Source organism: Kribbella speibonae, from assembly GCF_004331375.1.
GTDB classification, from domain to species: domain Bacteria; phylum Actinomycetota; class Actinomycetes; order Propionibacteriales; family Kribbellaceae; genus Kribbella; species Kribbella sindirgiensis.
Map to the genome: position 1 here is coordinate 1,301,864 of NZ_SJKC01000002.1, position 16,899 is coordinate 1,318,762.

The 16,899-nt window shown below is 68.6% G+C and carries 13 protein-coding genes; 7 read left to right on the forward strand and 6 right to left on the reverse strand.

What is annotated here, in order from left to right; translation table 11 throughout:
• The first annotated feature begins 5 nt into the window (after window positions 1-5).
• Window positions 6-830 (forward strand): DUF3097 domain-containing protein, encoded by an 825-nt coding sequence (locus E0H92_RS19455; protein WP_131290792.1) that lies wholly within the window; start codon window positions 6-8, stop codon window positions 828-830.
• Here E0H92_RS19455 and E0H92_RS19460 read toward each other — a convergent pair.
• Complete coding sequence (locus E0H92_RS19460; RefSeq protein WP_131497176.1) at window positions 805-3,414, reverse strand: DUF3376 domain-containing protein; 2,610 nt, start codon at window positions 3,412-3,414, stop codon at window positions 805-807. The two genes, E0H92_RS19455 and E0H92_RS19460, sit on opposite strands and share 26 nt — an antisense overlap.
• 115 nt (window positions 3,415-3,529) lie before the next feature.
• Here E0H92_RS19460 and E0H92_RS19465 point away from each other — a divergent pair, with 115 nt between their 5' ends.
• Window positions 3,530-4,093, forward strand: a complete 564-nt coding sequence (locus E0H92_RS19465; protein WP_131497177.1) for a hypothetical protein — start codon at window positions 3,530-3,532, stop codon at window positions 4,091-4,093.
• 3 nt (window positions 4,094-4,096) lie between these two features.
• Window positions 4,097-4,933 (forward strand): hypothetical protein, encoded by an 837-nt coding sequence (locus E0H92_RS19470; protein WP_131497178.1) that lies wholly within the window; start codon window positions 4,097-4,099, stop codon window positions 4,931-4,933.
• Window positions 4,934-4,936: 3 nt separating this feature from the next.
• On the opposite strand, the gene E0H92_RS19475 is transcribed toward E0H92_RS19470, so the two are convergent.
• From E0H92_RS19475 to E0H92_RS19495, 5 genes are all read right to left on the reverse strand, one after another.
• The gene (locus tag E0H92_RS19475; RefSeq protein ID WP_131459163.1) at window positions 4,937-5,956 is read right to left on the reverse strand and encodes a LacI family DNA-binding transcriptional regulator; all 1,020 of its coding nucleotides are present in this window, start codon (window positions 5,954-5,956) and stop codon (window positions 4,937-4,939) included.
• A 97-nt stretch (window positions 5,957-6,053) separates the two neighbouring features.
• Window positions 6,054-7,376: an ABC transporter substrate-binding protein gene (locus E0H92_RS19480; protein ID WP_131497179.1), complete on the reverse strand. Its 1,323-nt coding sequence runs from the start codon at window positions 7,374-7,376 to the stop codon at window positions 6,054-6,056.
• Window positions 7,377-7,591: 215 nt separating this feature from the next.
• Window positions 7,592-8,692, reverse strand: coding sequence for a LacI family DNA-binding transcriptional regulator (locus E0H92_RS19485; protein WP_131459165.1), 1,101 nt, complete (start codon window positions 8,690-8,692; stop codon window positions 7,592-7,594).
• A complete protein-coding gene (locus E0H92_RS19490; protein WP_131497180.1) occupies window positions 8,652-10,496 on the reverse strand; it encodes a DUF2264 domain-containing protein in 1,845 nt (614 codons plus the stop codon). The genes E0H92_RS19485 and E0H92_RS19490 overlap by 41 nt, the downstream gene beginning before the upstream one ends.
• A 148-nt stretch (window positions 10,497-10,644) precedes the next feature.
• Window positions 10,645-11,691: a hydroxyacid dehydrogenase gene (locus tag E0H92_RS19495; protein ID WP_238173488.1), complete on the reverse strand. Its 1,047-nt coding sequence runs from the start codon at window positions 11,689-11,691 to the stop codon at window positions 10,645-10,647.
• Between the two features lie 153 nt (window positions 11,692-11,844).
• Here E0H92_RS19495 and E0H92_RS19500 point away from each other — a divergent pair, with 153 nt between their 5' ends.
• From E0H92_RS19500 to E0H92_RS19515, 4 genes are read left to right on the forward strand one after another with little or no spacing between them, the layout of a single operon-like run.
• A complete protein-coding gene (locus E0H92_RS19500) occupies window positions 11,845-12,861 on the forward strand; it encodes an ABC transporter permease (protein WP_238173489.1) in 1,017 nt (338 codons plus the stop codon).
• On the forward strand, window positions 12,858-13,751 hold the full coding sequence (locus E0H92_RS19505; RefSeq protein ID WP_202873691.1) for a carbohydrate ABC transporter permease: 894 nt from the start codon (window positions 12,858-12,860) through the stop codon (window positions 13,749-13,751). The genes E0H92_RS19500 and E0H92_RS19505 overlap by 4 nt, the downstream gene beginning before the upstream one ends.
• Window positions 13,752-13,761: 10 nt before the next feature.
• Complete coding sequence (locus E0H92_RS19510) at window positions 13,762-15,414, forward strand: type 2 periplasmic-binding domain-containing protein (protein WP_131459167.1); 1,653 nt, start codon at window positions 13,762-13,764, stop codon at window positions 15,412-15,414.
• A complete protein-coding gene (locus tag E0H92_RS19515; protein WP_131497181.1) occupies window positions 15,411-16,670 on the forward strand; it encodes an alpha-L-fucosidase in 1,260 nt (419 codons plus the stop codon). The genes E0H92_RS19510 and E0H92_RS19515 overlap by 4 nt, the downstream gene beginning before the upstream one ends.
• Window positions 16,671-16,899: the final 229 nt, after the last annotated feature.

The following is a 16,899-nucleotide window of genomic DNA, read 5'->3' on the forward strand; positions in this document are numbered from 1 at the left end:
GGCGCGTGGCCGACAGGTATGGGAACGACGTACTCAGTGGGGACTGGCGTAAGCCGAAGAACGGGCGGACCGTCGAGGTCGAGATCGCGAAGGGGATGGTCGTCGAGGAGCCGAGTTCGGGGTTCGTCGGGGCGATCGTGCGCTGGGAGCACGGCGTCGTCGATCTGGAGGACCGGCACGGCACGATCCGGACGTACCCGCTCGGTCCGGGGTTCTGGATCGACGGCAAACCGGTCAGCCTGAAGCCGCCGAAGAAGGCCGGTCCGGCGAAGAAGACCCGGACCGCCTCGGGATCGGTGGCCGTCGACAACGTCCGGGCGAAGGTGGCGCGGGCCAGCCGGATCTACGTCGAAGGCCGGCACGACGCGGAGCTGGTCGAGAAGGTGTGGGGCGACGACCTGCGGATCGAGGGTGTCGTGGTCGAGTACCTCGAAGGCGTCGACGACCTGGTGCAGATCGTCAACCGGTTCCAGCCCGGTCCCGGCCGGCGGCTCGGCGTACTCGTCGACCACCTGGTCGAGGGGTCGAAGGAGTCGAAGATCGCCGCGCAGGTGTCGAACCGGTACGTGCACGTGGTCGGCCACCCGTTCATCGACATCTGGGAAGCGGTCAAGCCGTCGTCGGTCGGCATCAAGGCGTGGCCGCGGATCCCGCACGGGCAGGACTGGAAGAAGGGCGTGCTGCAGTCGTTCGGCTGGCCGGCCACCGATCAGGCCGACGTCGCCGCCGCCTGGAAGCACATCCTGTCCAAGGTGAACAGCTTCGCCGACCTCGACCCGTCCCTCCTCGGCCGCGTCGAGGAACTCATCGATTTCGTGACCCTGGACTGATCGCCGGCATCCGTTTCTCGATCCAGGCGCGGATCCGGCGGCGGGCGCGGCGTACGTACCAGGTGATGACGCCGAGCACCGCGCTGAGGGCCAGGACCGCGCCGGCGAGCACCGCGGCCGGGATCCGTACGGCGTCGACGACAACGGAAAGCACCAGCAGTACGACGCCTGCCGCAGCTGTTGCCGCGGGCAACCATGGCTCGAAGATCGCGGGCCGGTGCGCGGGGCTGAGCTTGGCGCCACGGACCATCCGGTCCCACACGGTCTGCCGGGCCGGTTCGGTGAACCAGCGCGCGGTCCGCAGCAACCACGAACCGGGCTGTTGCTTGCGGCCCGCGGCCGCCTTCACCCAGCTGCCGACCTGCGGACCGAGACCACCCGAGACGTCGACCATCCGGTCCGCGATCCCCTTGGTGATCGCGCGGCCTTCGGGTGACGCGTTCAGTTCGTCCCGCATCGTCACGAGTGCGCCGATCCCGGCATCGACCGGGAAGTCCCGGGCCAGCCGCTCGATCCGCTCGGCGACCTCGTTCAGCTGCCAGCCCTCGGCCTGCAGCACCTGACGCTGGGTCTCGCGGATCCAGGCCGCGTCGGCGCCGAGCATCGCACCCAGATGCGCGACGGAGTGCAACCGGCCCATCAGCCAGTCCCACCGCCGCCAGTCAGCCGCGCCGAACGCGCCGAAGTGGCCCACCTGGCTGCCGTACAGGATGCGGTCGTTCAGCTGGTTGGCGATCGACCCTTCCTGCAACTCGTCGAGGACGGCGAGCGGGATGTCCGGCCCGAGGCGGAGGAACTGGAACGGGGCGCTGCGCTGCTGGGGCGTGCGCGCCGACGTACAGCGGGAGACGATCTCGACCTCGAGCGCGGTGTCCACGAGTTCCCAGCCGATCTCCGCGATCAGGGTCGCGAACGCGTCACCGAGCGCGCGCTGGATCTGGAGCTGCTCGAAGATGTCGTTCAACCCGACCGCGACCGCTTCCGCGCCGCCGGCCGGGCGGAGGTCGAGATTCGCGGCCGCCAGCTCGACCTCGAGGGCGTCGCGGACCGCCTGGACCTTCATCAGGCAGTCGCTCGCCGCGGTCAGCCGCTTGTCCAGGTCGGCGCGCTCGTCCGGCTGCGCCGCCTTGATCCGGTTCCGCAGCGAGCGCAGGATCAACCGGACGATCCGCTCGGCGGCGCCGGTGCCCCACAGCCAGCTCGGGTTGCCGTCGGCATCGTCGCGGAGCGCCGCCGTGGAGCCGTCCGGGGCCGGAACCCACGGGTGCTCGGTGGTGAGGATCTCGTCGATCTCCGATTCCGACAAAGCGGTCGCCGCGTCCAGCACGGTCGACTGGTCGTGACTCGCGACCGTCACGGCTTCCCAGACACCGCCGGCCGCGCGTCCCCGCGAGTACGCCGGCTGCAGCGCCTCGGCGGCCGCCTTCAGCCGCGCCCGCTCCTCTGGTTGCTTCAGGCAACGGTCGAAGAGGCGCTGGGAGTCGGACCAGGACGCGTCCGCCTCGAGCAGCAGACGCTCCAGCTGCTCGACGTCGGAGCGGAAGTCCACCTCCCGCGGGAACTGCACCGCGGACAGTGCCGCGACCCGCCAGCTGGGCTCCTTCGCACCGGGCAACGCGGTCGACGCGTGCCCGATCCCGGCCGAGGGTACGACGTACAGGACGTAGCGGGTCGCCTTGCCGTTGACCGGACGGCGGGCGACGACGTCGAGCACCGGACCGAACGGGGCGTTGTCGAGGACGCCGCCGTCGACGAGCCAGGATCCGGACTCGGCCGGTCCCGGCTGAATCCGCGGTGGCTGGGCGGCCAGCTCAGGCGTCTCCAGGACCGGACCGAACGCGGCCGGGAACGACGCGCTCGCACGGGCCGCCCGCGCGAGCAGGTCGGTGTCCTTCAGCCCGTTCTTCTCCTCGACGCCGAACTTCCGCCGCGCACCGTCGTACGTCGGCGCGTCCTCACTCGTGAAGCCGTACAGGTACCGATGATCCGGTACGACGAACGCCTGGCCCGCGGCGTCCTTCGCCTCGAACTGCTGCACGCCCAGCCCGGACGCGGTCACGAACAACGTCACCGGCTCCTCGGCGGCACTCTCGCCCGCGTCGGCGACGCCCTTGAGCAGGTCCTCGAGCTGGCGCAGGAAGTACTTGCCGTCGAGCACCGAGGTCGACTTGGATCCCGCGGACGGCACCAGCTTGCCGACGTCGAGCGACCCGAGCCCGATCCACTTCTGCCGCAGCCACGGACCGTCGAATTCCTTCCCCGCCCCACCGCCGGGGTCACCGCCGCCGTCCGGGTCGAGGGTCGAGCCGTTCGCGATCGCGGTGGCCAGCAGCGAACCGTTCAGACCGCCGGCGCTCGTCCCCGCGATCACGTCGACGACGACCCGGCGCCGTTCCTCGCCACGGTGGCACAACTCCCGCCAGCGATCCGCGAGGACCGCGTCGTACGTCTGCGGCCCTGGAGCGCCATTGCCGCCGGACGCGCGCCGGATCAGATCCAGCTCGTGCGTCACCCCGCCCATCCAGACCGCCAGGCTGACACCGCCGTTCAGAACCAGCGCGATCCGGATCTCATGGTCGGTCATGCGGCCCCCCTTTCACTCAGACATACCACGGTTGTGGTGGTTGTCGCAGCGGAGAGTGAACAAAAGGTTGTCGAGTTCTGCACGCAGGGTCATCCTTGGGGTGGGGGTGGTCGTCATGCGCGTTTGGGCGATGGCGGTTGCGGTTGTGCTGGCTGTCTCGGGATGTTCCGGCGCGGGCGAGACGTCGCCGCCGGACGCGACCGTCACGGTCGAGGCCACCGACGAGCCCAGCCCCGAGCCGACCGAGGCCGAACCGACGCAGTCGCAGCAGACCAAGCCGTCGATCGAGATCGCGTCGCTGCCGGTCGGCGGTGTCCCCGAGGACGGCTCGAACTGCAACCCGATCAGCTGGCTGGCCGGCGAGATCCCCGCCGGGGTGACGATCAGACTCGGTACGCCGTCCTTCGACCCGACCGGCGTCTTCGAGGTCGACCCGTCCGGCTGCCGATCCGACGCCCAGACCTGCACCGGCCTGGAGTGGACGGCGCAGAACACACCGCAGTGCTGGGTCGGCTTCCAGCAGATCGCCCGCGAAGGGACGGTCTCCTTGATCATCCCCGCCACCGCGACCTGCGACAGCCAAGAGGTGTGCGACACCCTGAAGACCTTAGGCGGCAGCCAGATCACCCTCACCGCGCTGCCACCCGAAACTCCGCTCGAGACACCGTCGAGTGGGTGACCGATGGCGGACGAGCGGTCGCAGGCCGAGCGGTGGATCAGTTTCGCGGCAGGCATCGTCACACCGGTGACGTTGGTCAGCGCGCTGCTGTTCTACTTCGGGTACGTGTCGGCGCGTTCGCAGTACGAGTACTTCGGAATCGACGTCGACACGATCGGGCTGAGCACACAGGACTACGTGATGCGAAGCCCACAACCGCTCTCGGTCCCGCTGCTCGTGCTCATGCTGCTCGCAGTCGCCGCCCTCCTGCTCCACAAGGCGATCCACCCGACGCCGGTCGCCGTACGCCGAGCCGCCCGCGTCGCCGTGGTGATCCTGCTGATCGGTGTGGCGTGCCTGCTCGCGTATCCGCTGATCGGCCAGGCGGCTTACTACGCCCTCGTCGTGCCTGCCGTGATCGGTCTGTCCGCCGCCGTGCTTGCCTACTTGACCTATCTCCGCGGCAAGGCCGACCCGACCGCCGGTTCGCAACGCGTCCTGATCGTTCTGCTGGCCGCAGTCACCGTCACCTGCGCCTTCTGGACCGCGGCGACCACCGCGCAGTACACCGGCCGCGGCCTGGCCAAGTCCGACGCGCGCCACCCGAACCGCTTCCCGGTCGTCATCCTCGACACCAAGGAGAAGCTCGCGTTGCGCTCCCCCGGTATCGAGGAGACCGCGCTGCGGGCGGGTGCGGGGCAGACGTTCAACTACCGGTATCGCGGTCTCCGGCTGCTCGTGGTCGGCGAGAACCGGCTGTTCCTGGTGCCGGCGAACTGGTCCGCGTCGAACACCACGGTCGTGCTGCCGCTGGACAGCTCCATCCGCGTGCAGTTCCAGTTCGAGAACGACCCGCCGTGAGGGTCAGGCGCTGTCGCGGATGATCAGTTCGGTGTCGTAGATCTCGGGGGACCTCAGGTCGGCGCCGGCGATCTTGGCCAGCAGGATCTCGGCCAGGCGGGCGCCCAGTTGTTCGACCGGCTGGCGGACCGTGGTGAGTTTCGGGGTGGTCGTGGTGGCCAGGACCGAGTCGTCGAAGCCGACCACCGCGACGTCGGCGGGGACACGGCGGTCGTGTTGCGAGAGGACGCGGAGGGCCGCGGTCGCCATCAGGTCGGACGCGACGAACAGGCCGTCGAGGTCCGGGTGCTCGTCCAGGAGCCGTAGCGTCGCCTGCTCACCACCGTCGGCGGTGAAGTCGCCGTACGCGATCATCGCGGGCAGTCCGGCTTCCTTCATCACTTCCTGGTAGCCGGTCAGGCGGTCGAGGCCGGCGGTCATGTCGAGCGGCCCGGCGACCGTCGCGACCTTGCGGCGGCCGATCGACAGCAGGTGCTCGACGCCGGTCCGGGCGCCGGCGACGTTGTCCACGTCCACACTGGCCACCGGTACGTCGACCCCGAGCGGCCGCGCGCTGAACACGATCGGCAACGGCAGCTGCGCCAGCTCCTGCAGCACGTTGTCGCGGCCGTGGTGGCTGATGACGATCGCGCCGTCGACGTGCCCACCGCGCAAGTACCGCAGGAGCCGCTGGTCGTCGGCTTCGGTCGGTTCCGGTGCCGGCTCGATCAGCAGTACGAGCTGGGACGAGGTCGGTGCGAGCGTCCGGCTGACGCCGCTCAGCATGCCGGCGAAGAACGGGTCCGAGAACACCCGGCTGTCCGGTTCCGGTACGACGATCGCGATCGAGTCGGTGCGCCGGGTCACCAGCGCGCGGGCCGCCCGGTTCGGTACGTAGCCGAGTTGCAGAATCGCCTGCTCGACGGCGGCGACCGTGTCCGGCAGCACCTTCGGCGACCCGTTCACGACCCGCGAAACCGTTGCCCGCGACACTCCGGCGAGCGCCGCGACCTGCTCCAGCGTCGGAGAACCAGACTCGTTCATCGGCCCTCCTCAGTTCTCGATTGGCCCGCGTTCACACCGTAGTACCTCCCCGGCCGAACGCGCGTGAGTCGTCGGCCACGCGGAGGGGTGTGTTGCTTCAGTTGCCGACGCGGGTGTCGGCGACCTTCTCTGCCTGGGTGACGGCCTGCTTCCACGCGGCGTCCGCGGGCTGCTTCTTGTCGTCGACGCGGGACAGTGCGGCGCTGAAGATCTGGTTGACCTCGCCGTCGCGAGGACCCTTGTGCTGCTTGAGGATCACGTTGCGGGCCCGGTTGACGAAGATCTGCCCGACGGGCGCGTTGTTGAAGTACGCGTTGACCTGCGACTTCACCTGCGGATCGTTGTACGCGTCGAGCGTGGACGGGAACGAGCCGATCTTCTTGAACACCTTCACCTGCTGCTCCGGCGCGGTCAGCCAGGCGGCCAGCTTGGCGGCCTCCTCGGGGTGCGGCGACTGCACCGGCACGGTCAGGTACGACCCGCCCCAGTTGCCACCGCCGCCGGGGAACACGTCGGCGACGTCCCACTTGCCTTTGCCGTAGGCGCCCGCGTTGTCCTGGATCACGCCGAGCAGCCAGCCCGGACACGCGATCGTCGCGAACTTGTCACTGCGGAACGCCGCGTTCCAGGCGTCGCTCCAGGCCGGCAGCCGCGCGGACAAGCCGGCCTTGCTGCCCGCGACCACCTGGTTCCAGGTGGTCTTCAGCAGCGGGTTCTCGTCGCCGAGGAAGCGGTCCTGGTTCGAGTAGTACGCCTGGATGAGCTGGTTGCGCATGGCTTCCCAGGTCAGCACCGCGGAGTCGTACCAGGCCGAGCCCGGGACCCGCTGCACGAACTTCCGGCCGGCCGCGAAGTACGACGGCCAGTCCTGGAACAGCTCCGCTACCTTGGCGCGGTCGGTCGGCAGCCCGGCCTTGGCGAACAGGTCGCGCCGGTAGCAGATCGCCTCCGGCCCGATGTCGGTGCCGTACCCGATGATCTTCCCGTCCGGCGTCGTCGCGCCGGCCACCTTCCAGTCCAGCCAGCGGTCCCGCAGGTCGTCCGCGCCGTACTTGCGCAGGTCGACGAACTTGTCGTCCTTGGCCAGGTACTTGTAGATCCAGCTGACCTCCATCGCCTCGATGTCGGCCAGGCCGGTGCCGCGAGTGAGGTTCGCGTCCAGGTTCTTGACGTGGTCGTCGACGGTCTTGGCGTGCCGCTCCACGATCGAGATGTTCGGGTGCGCGGCCTCGTACTCGGCGTACAGGTCGGCGTACCCGAACTCGTTGAAGGTGGCGATGGTCAGCTCGATCTTCGGCCCGTCGGCCTTGGCGGCGCCGGACTCGGGGGTACCGGAACCGCCGCCGCAAGCAGCGGCGAAGAGGATCGCGGCGCAGGCCAGAACGCCGGCTACGGGGCGATAGCGGGCACTGGGCCGCATGTGCGAAGCTCCCTGGAACTCGGACGGGGGTTGAGAGCGCTCTCGGATCGCGAAAGTGAGCTGAGTCTCAGGTGTCCGCGGTGGATATGTCAAGCATCTCGTCGTCACGCTGAGACACGGGCGCCACAAGGTCCTGACATAGTGTCACCGCTGGTCACGCTGTGAATCGCCGCGATCACCGAGGGCCGCCGACGCTGGGAGTTCGCTGTGAGTGATCAGCGTGGCCGCGGCGGGCCGACCGAGTCGCGGACCACGACGACGGTGCCGAGCGTGGTCATCGGCTGCTGATGCGCGAACGGGTCCGCACTCGGTTCCTGACCGGAGAGCCCGGCCCGTACGGCGGCCCGCCCGAGCTCCTCCAGCGGGACCCGGACGGTCGTCAACGCGGGCTGCAGCTCGGTCGCCACCGGTACGTCGTCGTACCCGGCCACCGACACGTCGTCCGGGATCCGCAGGCCGCGCTCGCGCAGGGCGGCGTACACGCCCGCGGCGACGATGTCGTTGGCGGCGAAGATCGCGGTGAAGTCGAGGCCGTCGTCGAGGGCTTTCAGCGTTTGCTGGTAACCCCATTGCCGGCCGAACGCGCCGGTCCGGACCAGGCTCGGGTCGTGCTCGAGCTTGCGCGCGGCGAACGCCTGCCGGAAGCCGCTGAGCCGGGCGGTCGTCGTCGACAGCGTCGTCGGTCCGCCCAGATACAGGATCTTGGTGTGGCCGGCGCTGAGCAGGTGATCGGTGATCGCCGCCGCGCCGCCGATGTTGTCGTACTCGACTGCGTACGCCGGGACGCCGGCCTCCAGCCCCGGCCGCCCGCACAGGACGAGACTCGACCCGTTGTTCGCCAACTGGCGGGCGCGTTGCCCGACCGCGGCGAAGTACTCCTTGTCCTCGACCGCGCCGCCGACCAGGATCACGGCGTCGGCGCGCTGTTCGAGCAGAAGGTCGACGAAGCGCAGCTCGGCGGACTCACCGCCCTGCGTCGAGCAGACCAGGCAGAGGCGGCCGGACGCGAGCGCCTCGGACTGGACACCGCGGGCGATGTAGGCGAAGAACGGATCGACGATCTCGCTGACCACGATGCCGACCACGCGGGTGGTGGACCCGGCGAGGGCGCGGGCGTGCGCGTTCGCGACGTACCCGAGGTCCCGCATCGCGCGTTCGACCGCGGCGCGGGTCGAGGCCGCGACCGGATAGTTGCCGTTGACAACACGAGAGACGGTCGCCGTGGAGACGCCCGCGCGGGCGGCCACGTCCCGGATGGTGCGGGCGGACTCGGGGTCACGCCGGCGCGCCCTCGACCGGGGCGGTTCCGCCGCCATCACCCACCTCCTCACCCAGCTGTACGTCGGCCGTCGTACCGTCGGCGAACCGGACGGTGACGTGCAGCCCGTGCACCGTCACCTCGATGCTCTCGGCCAGTTGCCGCGGCCAGACCGTGTCGCCGGACAGTACCACCGCGGACACCAGCACCAGCGGATCTTTCCCCTCGTGCTCAGCCTCCAGGTACGGCGTCGCGGAGTGCGGCCCGAACGCGTTCACGTCGAGCCCACGACGTACGGCCGCGGTCTGGTACCCGTGCAGCCCGACGACCGTTGACGTCAGCCTGTCGATCCTGGTTGCCTGTGCCCAGGTCCCTTGTGATGTCGCTTCCGGTCGGTCCTCGCCTGCCACTGCGTATCCGCCGTGGCGCACCAGACCGGGTGGTCCGTCGACCAGCACACAGCGCACCTCGATCCGCCCCTGCACAACACTCGCCACCTCGATCCGCGCCGCGCCAGCTTGCCACCACGACGCGGCCATATCTCCGGTCACCCGGAGGCGCCGAATGCTCTCCCGGCGGCCTGACTCGATGAACGTGAGCTGGTTGTCGAGCTGTTCGTCGGTGAGCTCGGGGCCGGTCCGGCTGGAGTAGGCGAGGCGGTTGTAGTGGGCGTCGCCCTCCGCGCCGTGGTCGCTGCCGTGGTTGAGCAGACGCACGATGCCGTCGTGCTTGGTCGCCTGGATCAGGAACCCGGGCGCCGGCATCGCCCGTACCTGGTCGTGCTCATCAATCGGCAAGGCAGACTCGCGAGCGGTCCAGACGTCATGGTCAGCCGGGAGCAGCAAGCCGAGAAACCCTTTCGAAGCCCAGTAAGGCGATCCAGGTCCGGAGTACGGCTGGGTGGTCGGCAGGAACTGATGATGCCAACCGAGCGACAGAAGCCCACGATCATCCGGCACACCATGGTCGACGAAATGCCGCAGCGTTCCGGAGCACAAGCGACGAGTCTGACCGGGCGTCAGCGGCGTCGCGTCGAGGAGCGCACCCATCCAGTACGGCGCCGCGGTGGCCATGCGGTAACACAGCGACCGACCGAAGTGAACCGGTGCGCCGTCGGAGCCGGTGAGATGTACGGCGTCCTCGAGAAAGCGATGCAGGCGCTCGCGGTACACGGCCAGTCGACCGTCAGCGGACGGTCCCGCCATCCGCGTCCACAGGCCCGGATACAGGTGCATCGCCCAGCCGATGTAGTGGTCGAAGTTCTGCCCCGGCCCGTCCGAGTACCAGCCGTCGCCGACGTACCAGTCCTCGATCCGGTCGAGGCCCGCGTCGATGTCGTCCTGCTCGTGCGGTGCGCCGACAGAGGCCAGGAACTGCTCGCCGACCACCTGGAACAGCCGCCAGTTGTTGTCCCAGGTCCGAGAACCGACGAACCCGCTCAGCCAGTCGACGACGTGGGTCTGCTCGCGCTCGTCCAGCCGGTCCCACAGCCACGCCCGCGACTCGTGCAGGCCGACCGCGATCGCCGCCGCCTCCACCATCTGCTGCGAACACGGCGTCAACCGCGGCCACTCACCCGCCGCACCCGCCACCAACCCGCGCGAGTACCGCTCGACCAGCCGATCGTCCCCTCCGTCCGCCGCAATCCGAAACGCAGCCAGCAGAAACGACCGAGCGAACCCCTCCAACCCATCACAGTCCGCCCCCGACCAACTTCCCCGCCCCGGCACCCGCACCAGCGCCCCACTCCCCGAAAACCAAGGCACCAACGAGTCCAGCAAATGATCGGCCACCGCCAGCCAGGTCCCCCGCGAATACCCAGTCCTCGAGCTCAACACCCGATCCGGCCCCGGCAACTTCATGCGATCCGCCCCTTTGTGGCGGGCCGGCACAGGGCGGGTGATGTGCAGCTCGACAGGTAGTGCACCAGTGAGACGCCGTACGCGCGGAGACGATCACGCTCAGGTGCACTACCCAGTCGACTGACACCTCCTGTCCAGCTGCACGCCGTCATGCGATCCGTCCCAGGTCGTCGCGGTGGATGGGGTGGGCCAGAGGGCGGCCGGTGGCGAGGAGTTCTATCTCGGCGACGGCGGCTTCGCCCAGTCGTGTGGACTCGTTGCCCATGGCACCGGCCAGGTGCGGGGTGATGAAGACGTTGGGGAGGTGGAGCATCGGTGATTCGGGCGGCAGGGGTTCGGGATCTGTGACGTCGAGGATCGCGTCGAGCCGGCCGGAGACGCACTCGCGTTCCAGCGCGGCGTGGTCCACGACTGGTCCTCGCGCGGTGTTGATCAGCACCCCGCCGTCCGGCATCGCGGCCAGCAACTCCGCCGACACCAGCCCCTCGGTCTCCGGCAGCAACGGGGCGTGCACGCTCACGATGTCGCTGGCCGCGAACAGCTCCGGCAACTCGCACCACCGCGCCCCGAACTCCGCCGCCTCCGCCGGACTCAGATACGGATCATTCACCAGTACGTCGACGTCGAGGCCCCGTAGCCGCTCCAGCACCAACCGCCCGATCCGCGAGGCGCCGAGCACGCCGACCGTCGTACCGAGCGTGCCGAGAATCGGTGCCCCTGGCAACGGACGCTTCGTCCCGGAGGTCCGGTACCAGTCCCGATGCCGGAACGCCCGCTTCCCGGCCAGCACGATCGCCGCGAGCGTGAACTCGGCGACCGGGACCGCGTTCGCCGCGGCCGCCGACGAGACCTCGACACCGCGCTCGAACACGACCGGATCCACGAACGTCTTGATCGTCCCGGCCGCATGCACGATCGCCCGCAGCTTCGGCGCCGCGTCGAGTACCTCGGCGGTGATCCGCGGACACCCCCACCCGGTCAGCAACACCTCAGCCGAGGCCAGCTCGTCCGCCACCTCCCCGAACGACCCCCGCAACCGCGGCACCCCACCAGCCTGTACGCCGAGCAGTTCGGTGGCTGTTGCGAGGCGGTGGCGGGTTGCTGGGGTGAGTACCTCCGACCAGGTCTGCGCGGGCATCGCCACGAGCGTGCGCAACCGCGGACTGGCGCCCCGGTCGGGTTCAGGTTTCGGCACGGATCACTCCTAGTAAACGGTTACTGGAAACCGTAGACAGGAGATCCGGTGAAGGTCAAGACAATCTTCCCCGAGCGCTTGACAGCAAGGCGGTGAACGTTTCATCGTTACTGCCACCCGGGACAGCAAACGCTTACTATCAGGAGGCGCCTCATGCATCGCGTCAGCCGATCCTCCGGCCGCTCGCCGGACCGCGCCGCATCGTGGGCCGCGCGCCGGGCAGCCCGCCGGGCGGCAGGTCAACCGGCGGGTCGGGCGCAGGGTGGGCCGAGCCTGGGCGCCAGGCTGCGGCGCGACCGCGTGATGCTGCTGCTGGTGCTGCCCGGCTTCCTGTTCTTCGTGGTGTTCCACTACGTGCCGCTGCTGGGAAACGTGATCGTCTTCCAGGACTACCAGCCATACCTCGGCTTCAAAGAAAGCCCATGGATCGGCCTCGGCAACTTCAGCGTCTTCGCCGAGCCGGACTTCTACCGCGCACTGCTCAACACGCTGAAGTTCGCCGTACTGCAGCTGGTCCTGTTCTTCCCCGCGCCGATCGGTCTCGCCCTGCTGCTGAACAGCATCATCAGCCCGAAGATCAAGCGGTTCGTGCAGAGCGTCGTGTACCTGCCGCACTTCATCGGCTGGGTGATCCTGATCTCGATCAGCCAGCAACTGATCGGCGGCACCGGCCTGCTCCCGCAGCTCCTCGGTGAGCTCGGCCTGCCGCGGGTCGACCTGATGACCAGCTCCGGCTTCTTTCCGTGGCTCGTGACGCTGCAGCTGATCTGGAAGGACGCCGGCTGGGGCACGATCATCTACCTCGCCGCGCTGCTCAACATCGACACCGAGCACTACGAGGCCGCGGCGATCGACGGCGCGGACCGCTGGCGCCGGTTGTGGCACGTGACGCTTCCGGGCATCGTGCCGGTCACGTTGCTACTGCTGATCCTCAACCTGGGCAGCATTCTCTCGGTCGGTTTCGAACAGATCCTGCTGCAACGCGATGCCGTCGGCGCCGACGCGGCCGAGGTACTCGACACCTACGTCTACTTCCACGGCGTCCTCGACGGCCAGTGGGGCCCGGCCGCCGCCGTCGGCCTGGTCAAGGGCGTCATCGGACTGGTCCTGATCCTCGGCGCCAACAAACTCGCCCACCGCTTCGGCCACGAAGGGATCTACTCCCGATGAAAACCTCGCAGCGGCCGCCCTGGATGGAGGCACCGACGAAAGCCGGGCTGGCGATCAAGGGCGTGGTGATCGCGGTCGTCTGTCTGCTGGTGCTCTACCCGTTCGTGAACATCGTCGCGACCAGCCTGGCCGGCGAGTCCGAGATCACGAGGCGCGGCGGCATCATCCCGCTGTTCCCGAGCGAGCCGACGCTGGCGGCGTACAAGACGATCTTCGCCGGTGGTGTGGTGAGTCACGCGCTGCTGGTGAGCGCGGGGATCACGGTCATCGGTACGGCGCTGAACCTGGTCGTCACGATCGCGCTCGCCTACGGGCTCAGCCGTCCGATTGTCGGCGGGCGGTTCGTGTTGACAGCAGTATTGTTCACAATGTTGTTCGGCGCGGGCATCATCCCGAACTTCCTGCTGATCAAGGCGCTCGGGCTCTACGACTCGTACGCGTCGCTGATCGTCCCCGGCCTGGTCAGCGCCTTCAACTTCCTGGTCCTGCGCAACTTCTTCCAGAACATCCCGGCCGAGCTGCTCGACAGCGCGCGGATCGACGGCGCCGGCGACCTCGCGATCCTGCTCCGGATCGTGCTGCCGCTGTCGAAGGCGGTCCTCGCGGTCGTCGCGCTGTTCTACGCCGTCGGCCACTGGAACGCGTTCTTCAACGCACTGCTCTACCTCAGCGACACCGGCAAGTGGCCGTTGCCGCTCGTCCTGCGCCTCTACGTCCTGCAGGGCCAACCGGTCGGCGGCGCCACCGAGTCACCCGGCGAGGCGGTGGCGTCGATCCAGGCCGTGCAGATGGCGGTCGTCGTCGTGGCGCTCGTCCCCATCCTCTGCGTCTACCCGTTCCTGCAGCGCTACTTCACCAAGGGCGTACTCACCGGCGCCATCAAGGGTTAGGAGAAAGACCGTGACCACCCCATCTCTCAGTCGCCGGAACTTCCTGCGCAGCGCCGTCGGCGTCGCTGTGATGAGCGCCACCGGCGTACCGACGCTGGTTGCCTGCAGCAACGGCAGTACGGCGGCCGGCCCCGCGCGGGCCTCCACCGTGACGCTCCCGACGTACGTCGCGTTCGAGGGACCGAAGCCGGATCTGGCCGGCACCGCGGACGGCGTACCGCCCGGCTACCTGACCTATCCGAAGGACCTCGTCACCACCGTGAAGACGCCGCCGCTGGCGGGCGGCAAGGTGAGCGTGATGACCGACATCTTCGACCCGCTGCCGCCTGCGAAGGACAAGAACGCGGCCTGGCAGGCGGTCGAGAAGCAGCTCGGCGGCACCCTCGACCTGACCATCGTCCCGGACAGCGACTGGGCGACGAAGTTCCAGACCGTCCTGGCCGCCAACGAACTGCCGGACCTCGTCCTGTTGTCGGATTCGAGCCTTGTCAACAATCTACCGGCCTTTTTGTCGGCAAAGTGCACTGATCTCACGCCGTACCTGTCCGGTGACAAGGTCAAGGACTACCCGAACCTGGCCAACATCCCGCAGGTGATCTGGCAGGCCTGCGTGGTGCAGGACAAGATCTACGGGCTGCCGATCCCGCGCAGCATCACCGGCGGTGCGGGCTTCTACAACAAGCGGCTCTTCGACGCCGCCGGCATCGAGTACCCGGCCACCGCCGAGGACTTCCTGGCCGCGTGCAAGGAGCTGACCAAGCCGCAGCAGGGCCAGTGGGCGATCGTGAACTCGAAGGGCAACACGTTCTTCACGATGGTCCAGCAGATGTTCGGCGTGCCGAACGGCTGGAAGGACGACGGCGGCAAGCTGGTCCGCAGCTTCGAGACGCCGGAGTACAAGGCTGCGCTCGAGTTCGCCGTCCAACTGGTCAAGGCCGGCGTCACCGTGCCGGGCTCCGACGGCATCGACGGCACCGCCCGGAAGAACGCGTTCCGCGCCGGCAAGGGCGCACTGGTGTACGACGGGTTCCCGGCGTACTCCGGCTACGTGAAGGATATGTCCCGCCTGGACCCGAAGAACGACCCGCGGGCGTTCGTGCCGATGGCGCCCAAGGGCGGCAAGGCGAACACCTGGTCGGACAACATCCTGTTCGCCTACACGCTGATGAAGAAGGCCGACGAGGCACGCGCGAAGGAACTGCTGCAGGTGGCGAACTTCTTCGCCGCGCCGTTCGGCAGCACCGAGAACCTGCTGCTCACGTACGGCGTCGAAGGTGTCGACTTCACCCGCGACGCGAAGGGCAACCCGACGCTGACCAGCAAGGGCGAGGCGGAGATGACGGTGCCGTGGAAGTACATCACCGCACCACCGCAGGCGCTCTACAACGCGCAGTTCCCGACGTACGTCGAGCGCGCGCACGAGGACCTGACCAAGCTGATCGGCATGGTCGTCAAGGACCCGACCGCGTCGCTGATCTCGCCGACCAACGACAAGTCCGGCGGCGACATCGGGCAGGCGCTGACCGACGTCCGCAACGACGTGATCGCCGGGCGGAAGCCGATCAGCGCGTTCGACACCGCGCTTGCCAAGTGGAAGAAGGACGGTGGCGACAAGATCCGCGGCGAGTTCGAGTCGGCGCTCGGCGGTGCGAGCCCGCGATGAACTGGTTGACCGAGGCAAGGTTCGGGCTGTTCGTGCACTGGGGCATCTACGCGGCCGCCGCGCGGCACGAGTGGGTGAAGTCGTACGAACAGCTCACCGACGCCGACTACCAGCCGTACTTCGACCACTTCTCGCCGGACCTGTACGACCCGGTGCGCTGGGCGGACGACGCGTGGAACGCGGGCATGCGCTACCTGGTGATCACCACCAAGCACCACGACGGGTTCTGTCTGTGGGACTCCAAGCTCACCGACTACTCGGCGCCGAACACGCCGTGGGGCAAGGATCTGCTCGCGCCGATGGTCGACGCGTTCCGCGAGCGCGGGTTCAGGATCGGGCTGTACCACTCGCTGCTCGACTGGCACCACCCGGAATTCCCGGTCGACCTGTACCACCCGCAGCGCAAGGACGTGGACTTCATCGACCGTACGGCGGACCGCGACGTCTCGAAGTACGCTGACTACCTGCACGGCCAGGTCCGCGAGCTGCTCACCGGGTACGGCACGATCGACGTGATGTGGTTCGACTTCTCGTACGCCGATCGCGGGTTCAATGCGAAGGGCCCGGACGAGTGGCGATCGTCCGAATTGTTGACAATGGTACGAGAGCTGCAGCCCGGGATCTTGGTCAACAATCGACTGGGCCTCGGCTCGGGTGACTTCACGACGCCGGAGCAGGTGCAGCCGCCCGGGAACGAGGTGGCGGCCGGCGAAGGTACCCAGGTGCCGTGGGAGGCGTGCCACACGCTCAACGGCAGTTGGGGTTATCACCGCGACAACCACGACTGGAAGTCGCCGGCGTTGCTGATCCGGATGCTGGTCGATGCGGTCTCGAAGGGCGGCAACATGCTGCTCAACGTCGGCCCGAACGGACGCGGCGCGTGGGAGCCGCGCGCCCTCGATGTACTGTCCGGGATCGGTTCCTGGATGCGGCTGCACGAGCGCTCGATCCGCGACTGCGGGCCGAGCACGTACATCCCGCCGGCGGACTGCCGCTACACGCAGAACGGCCGGCACCTGTACCTGCACGTGTTCGCATGGCCGATGGGTCATCTCCACCTGCCGGACCTCGGCGATCGGGTCGAGTACGCCCAGTTCCTGCACGACGCCTCCGAGGTCAAGCGGGTACAGGTCGACCCGTCCGCCCCCGGGCACACCTACCTGACCGGCCTCCCCGACAACACCCTCACCCTCAAGCTCCCGAACCGCGCACCCGACGTCGACAGCTGCGTCATCGAACTCTTCCTGAAGGACTGACCCCCGTACGACGAAGGCACCCACCTCGACCCGGTGGGTGCCTTCGTCCTGTCTGGGCTGCGGGTGACCTGCGAGACCGTGGCACAGGTTCTGGTGGGCTCGCACCTGATATTTCCTGTCCGCAACACCCAGAAGGTGTCCGATCCCCCCGCAACCAACGGACAGCGCTCATGGGTGGCCGCAGTCCGCAGGTCCTGTCCTCCGTCTTTGTCGCCCCGGGCAAGTACGC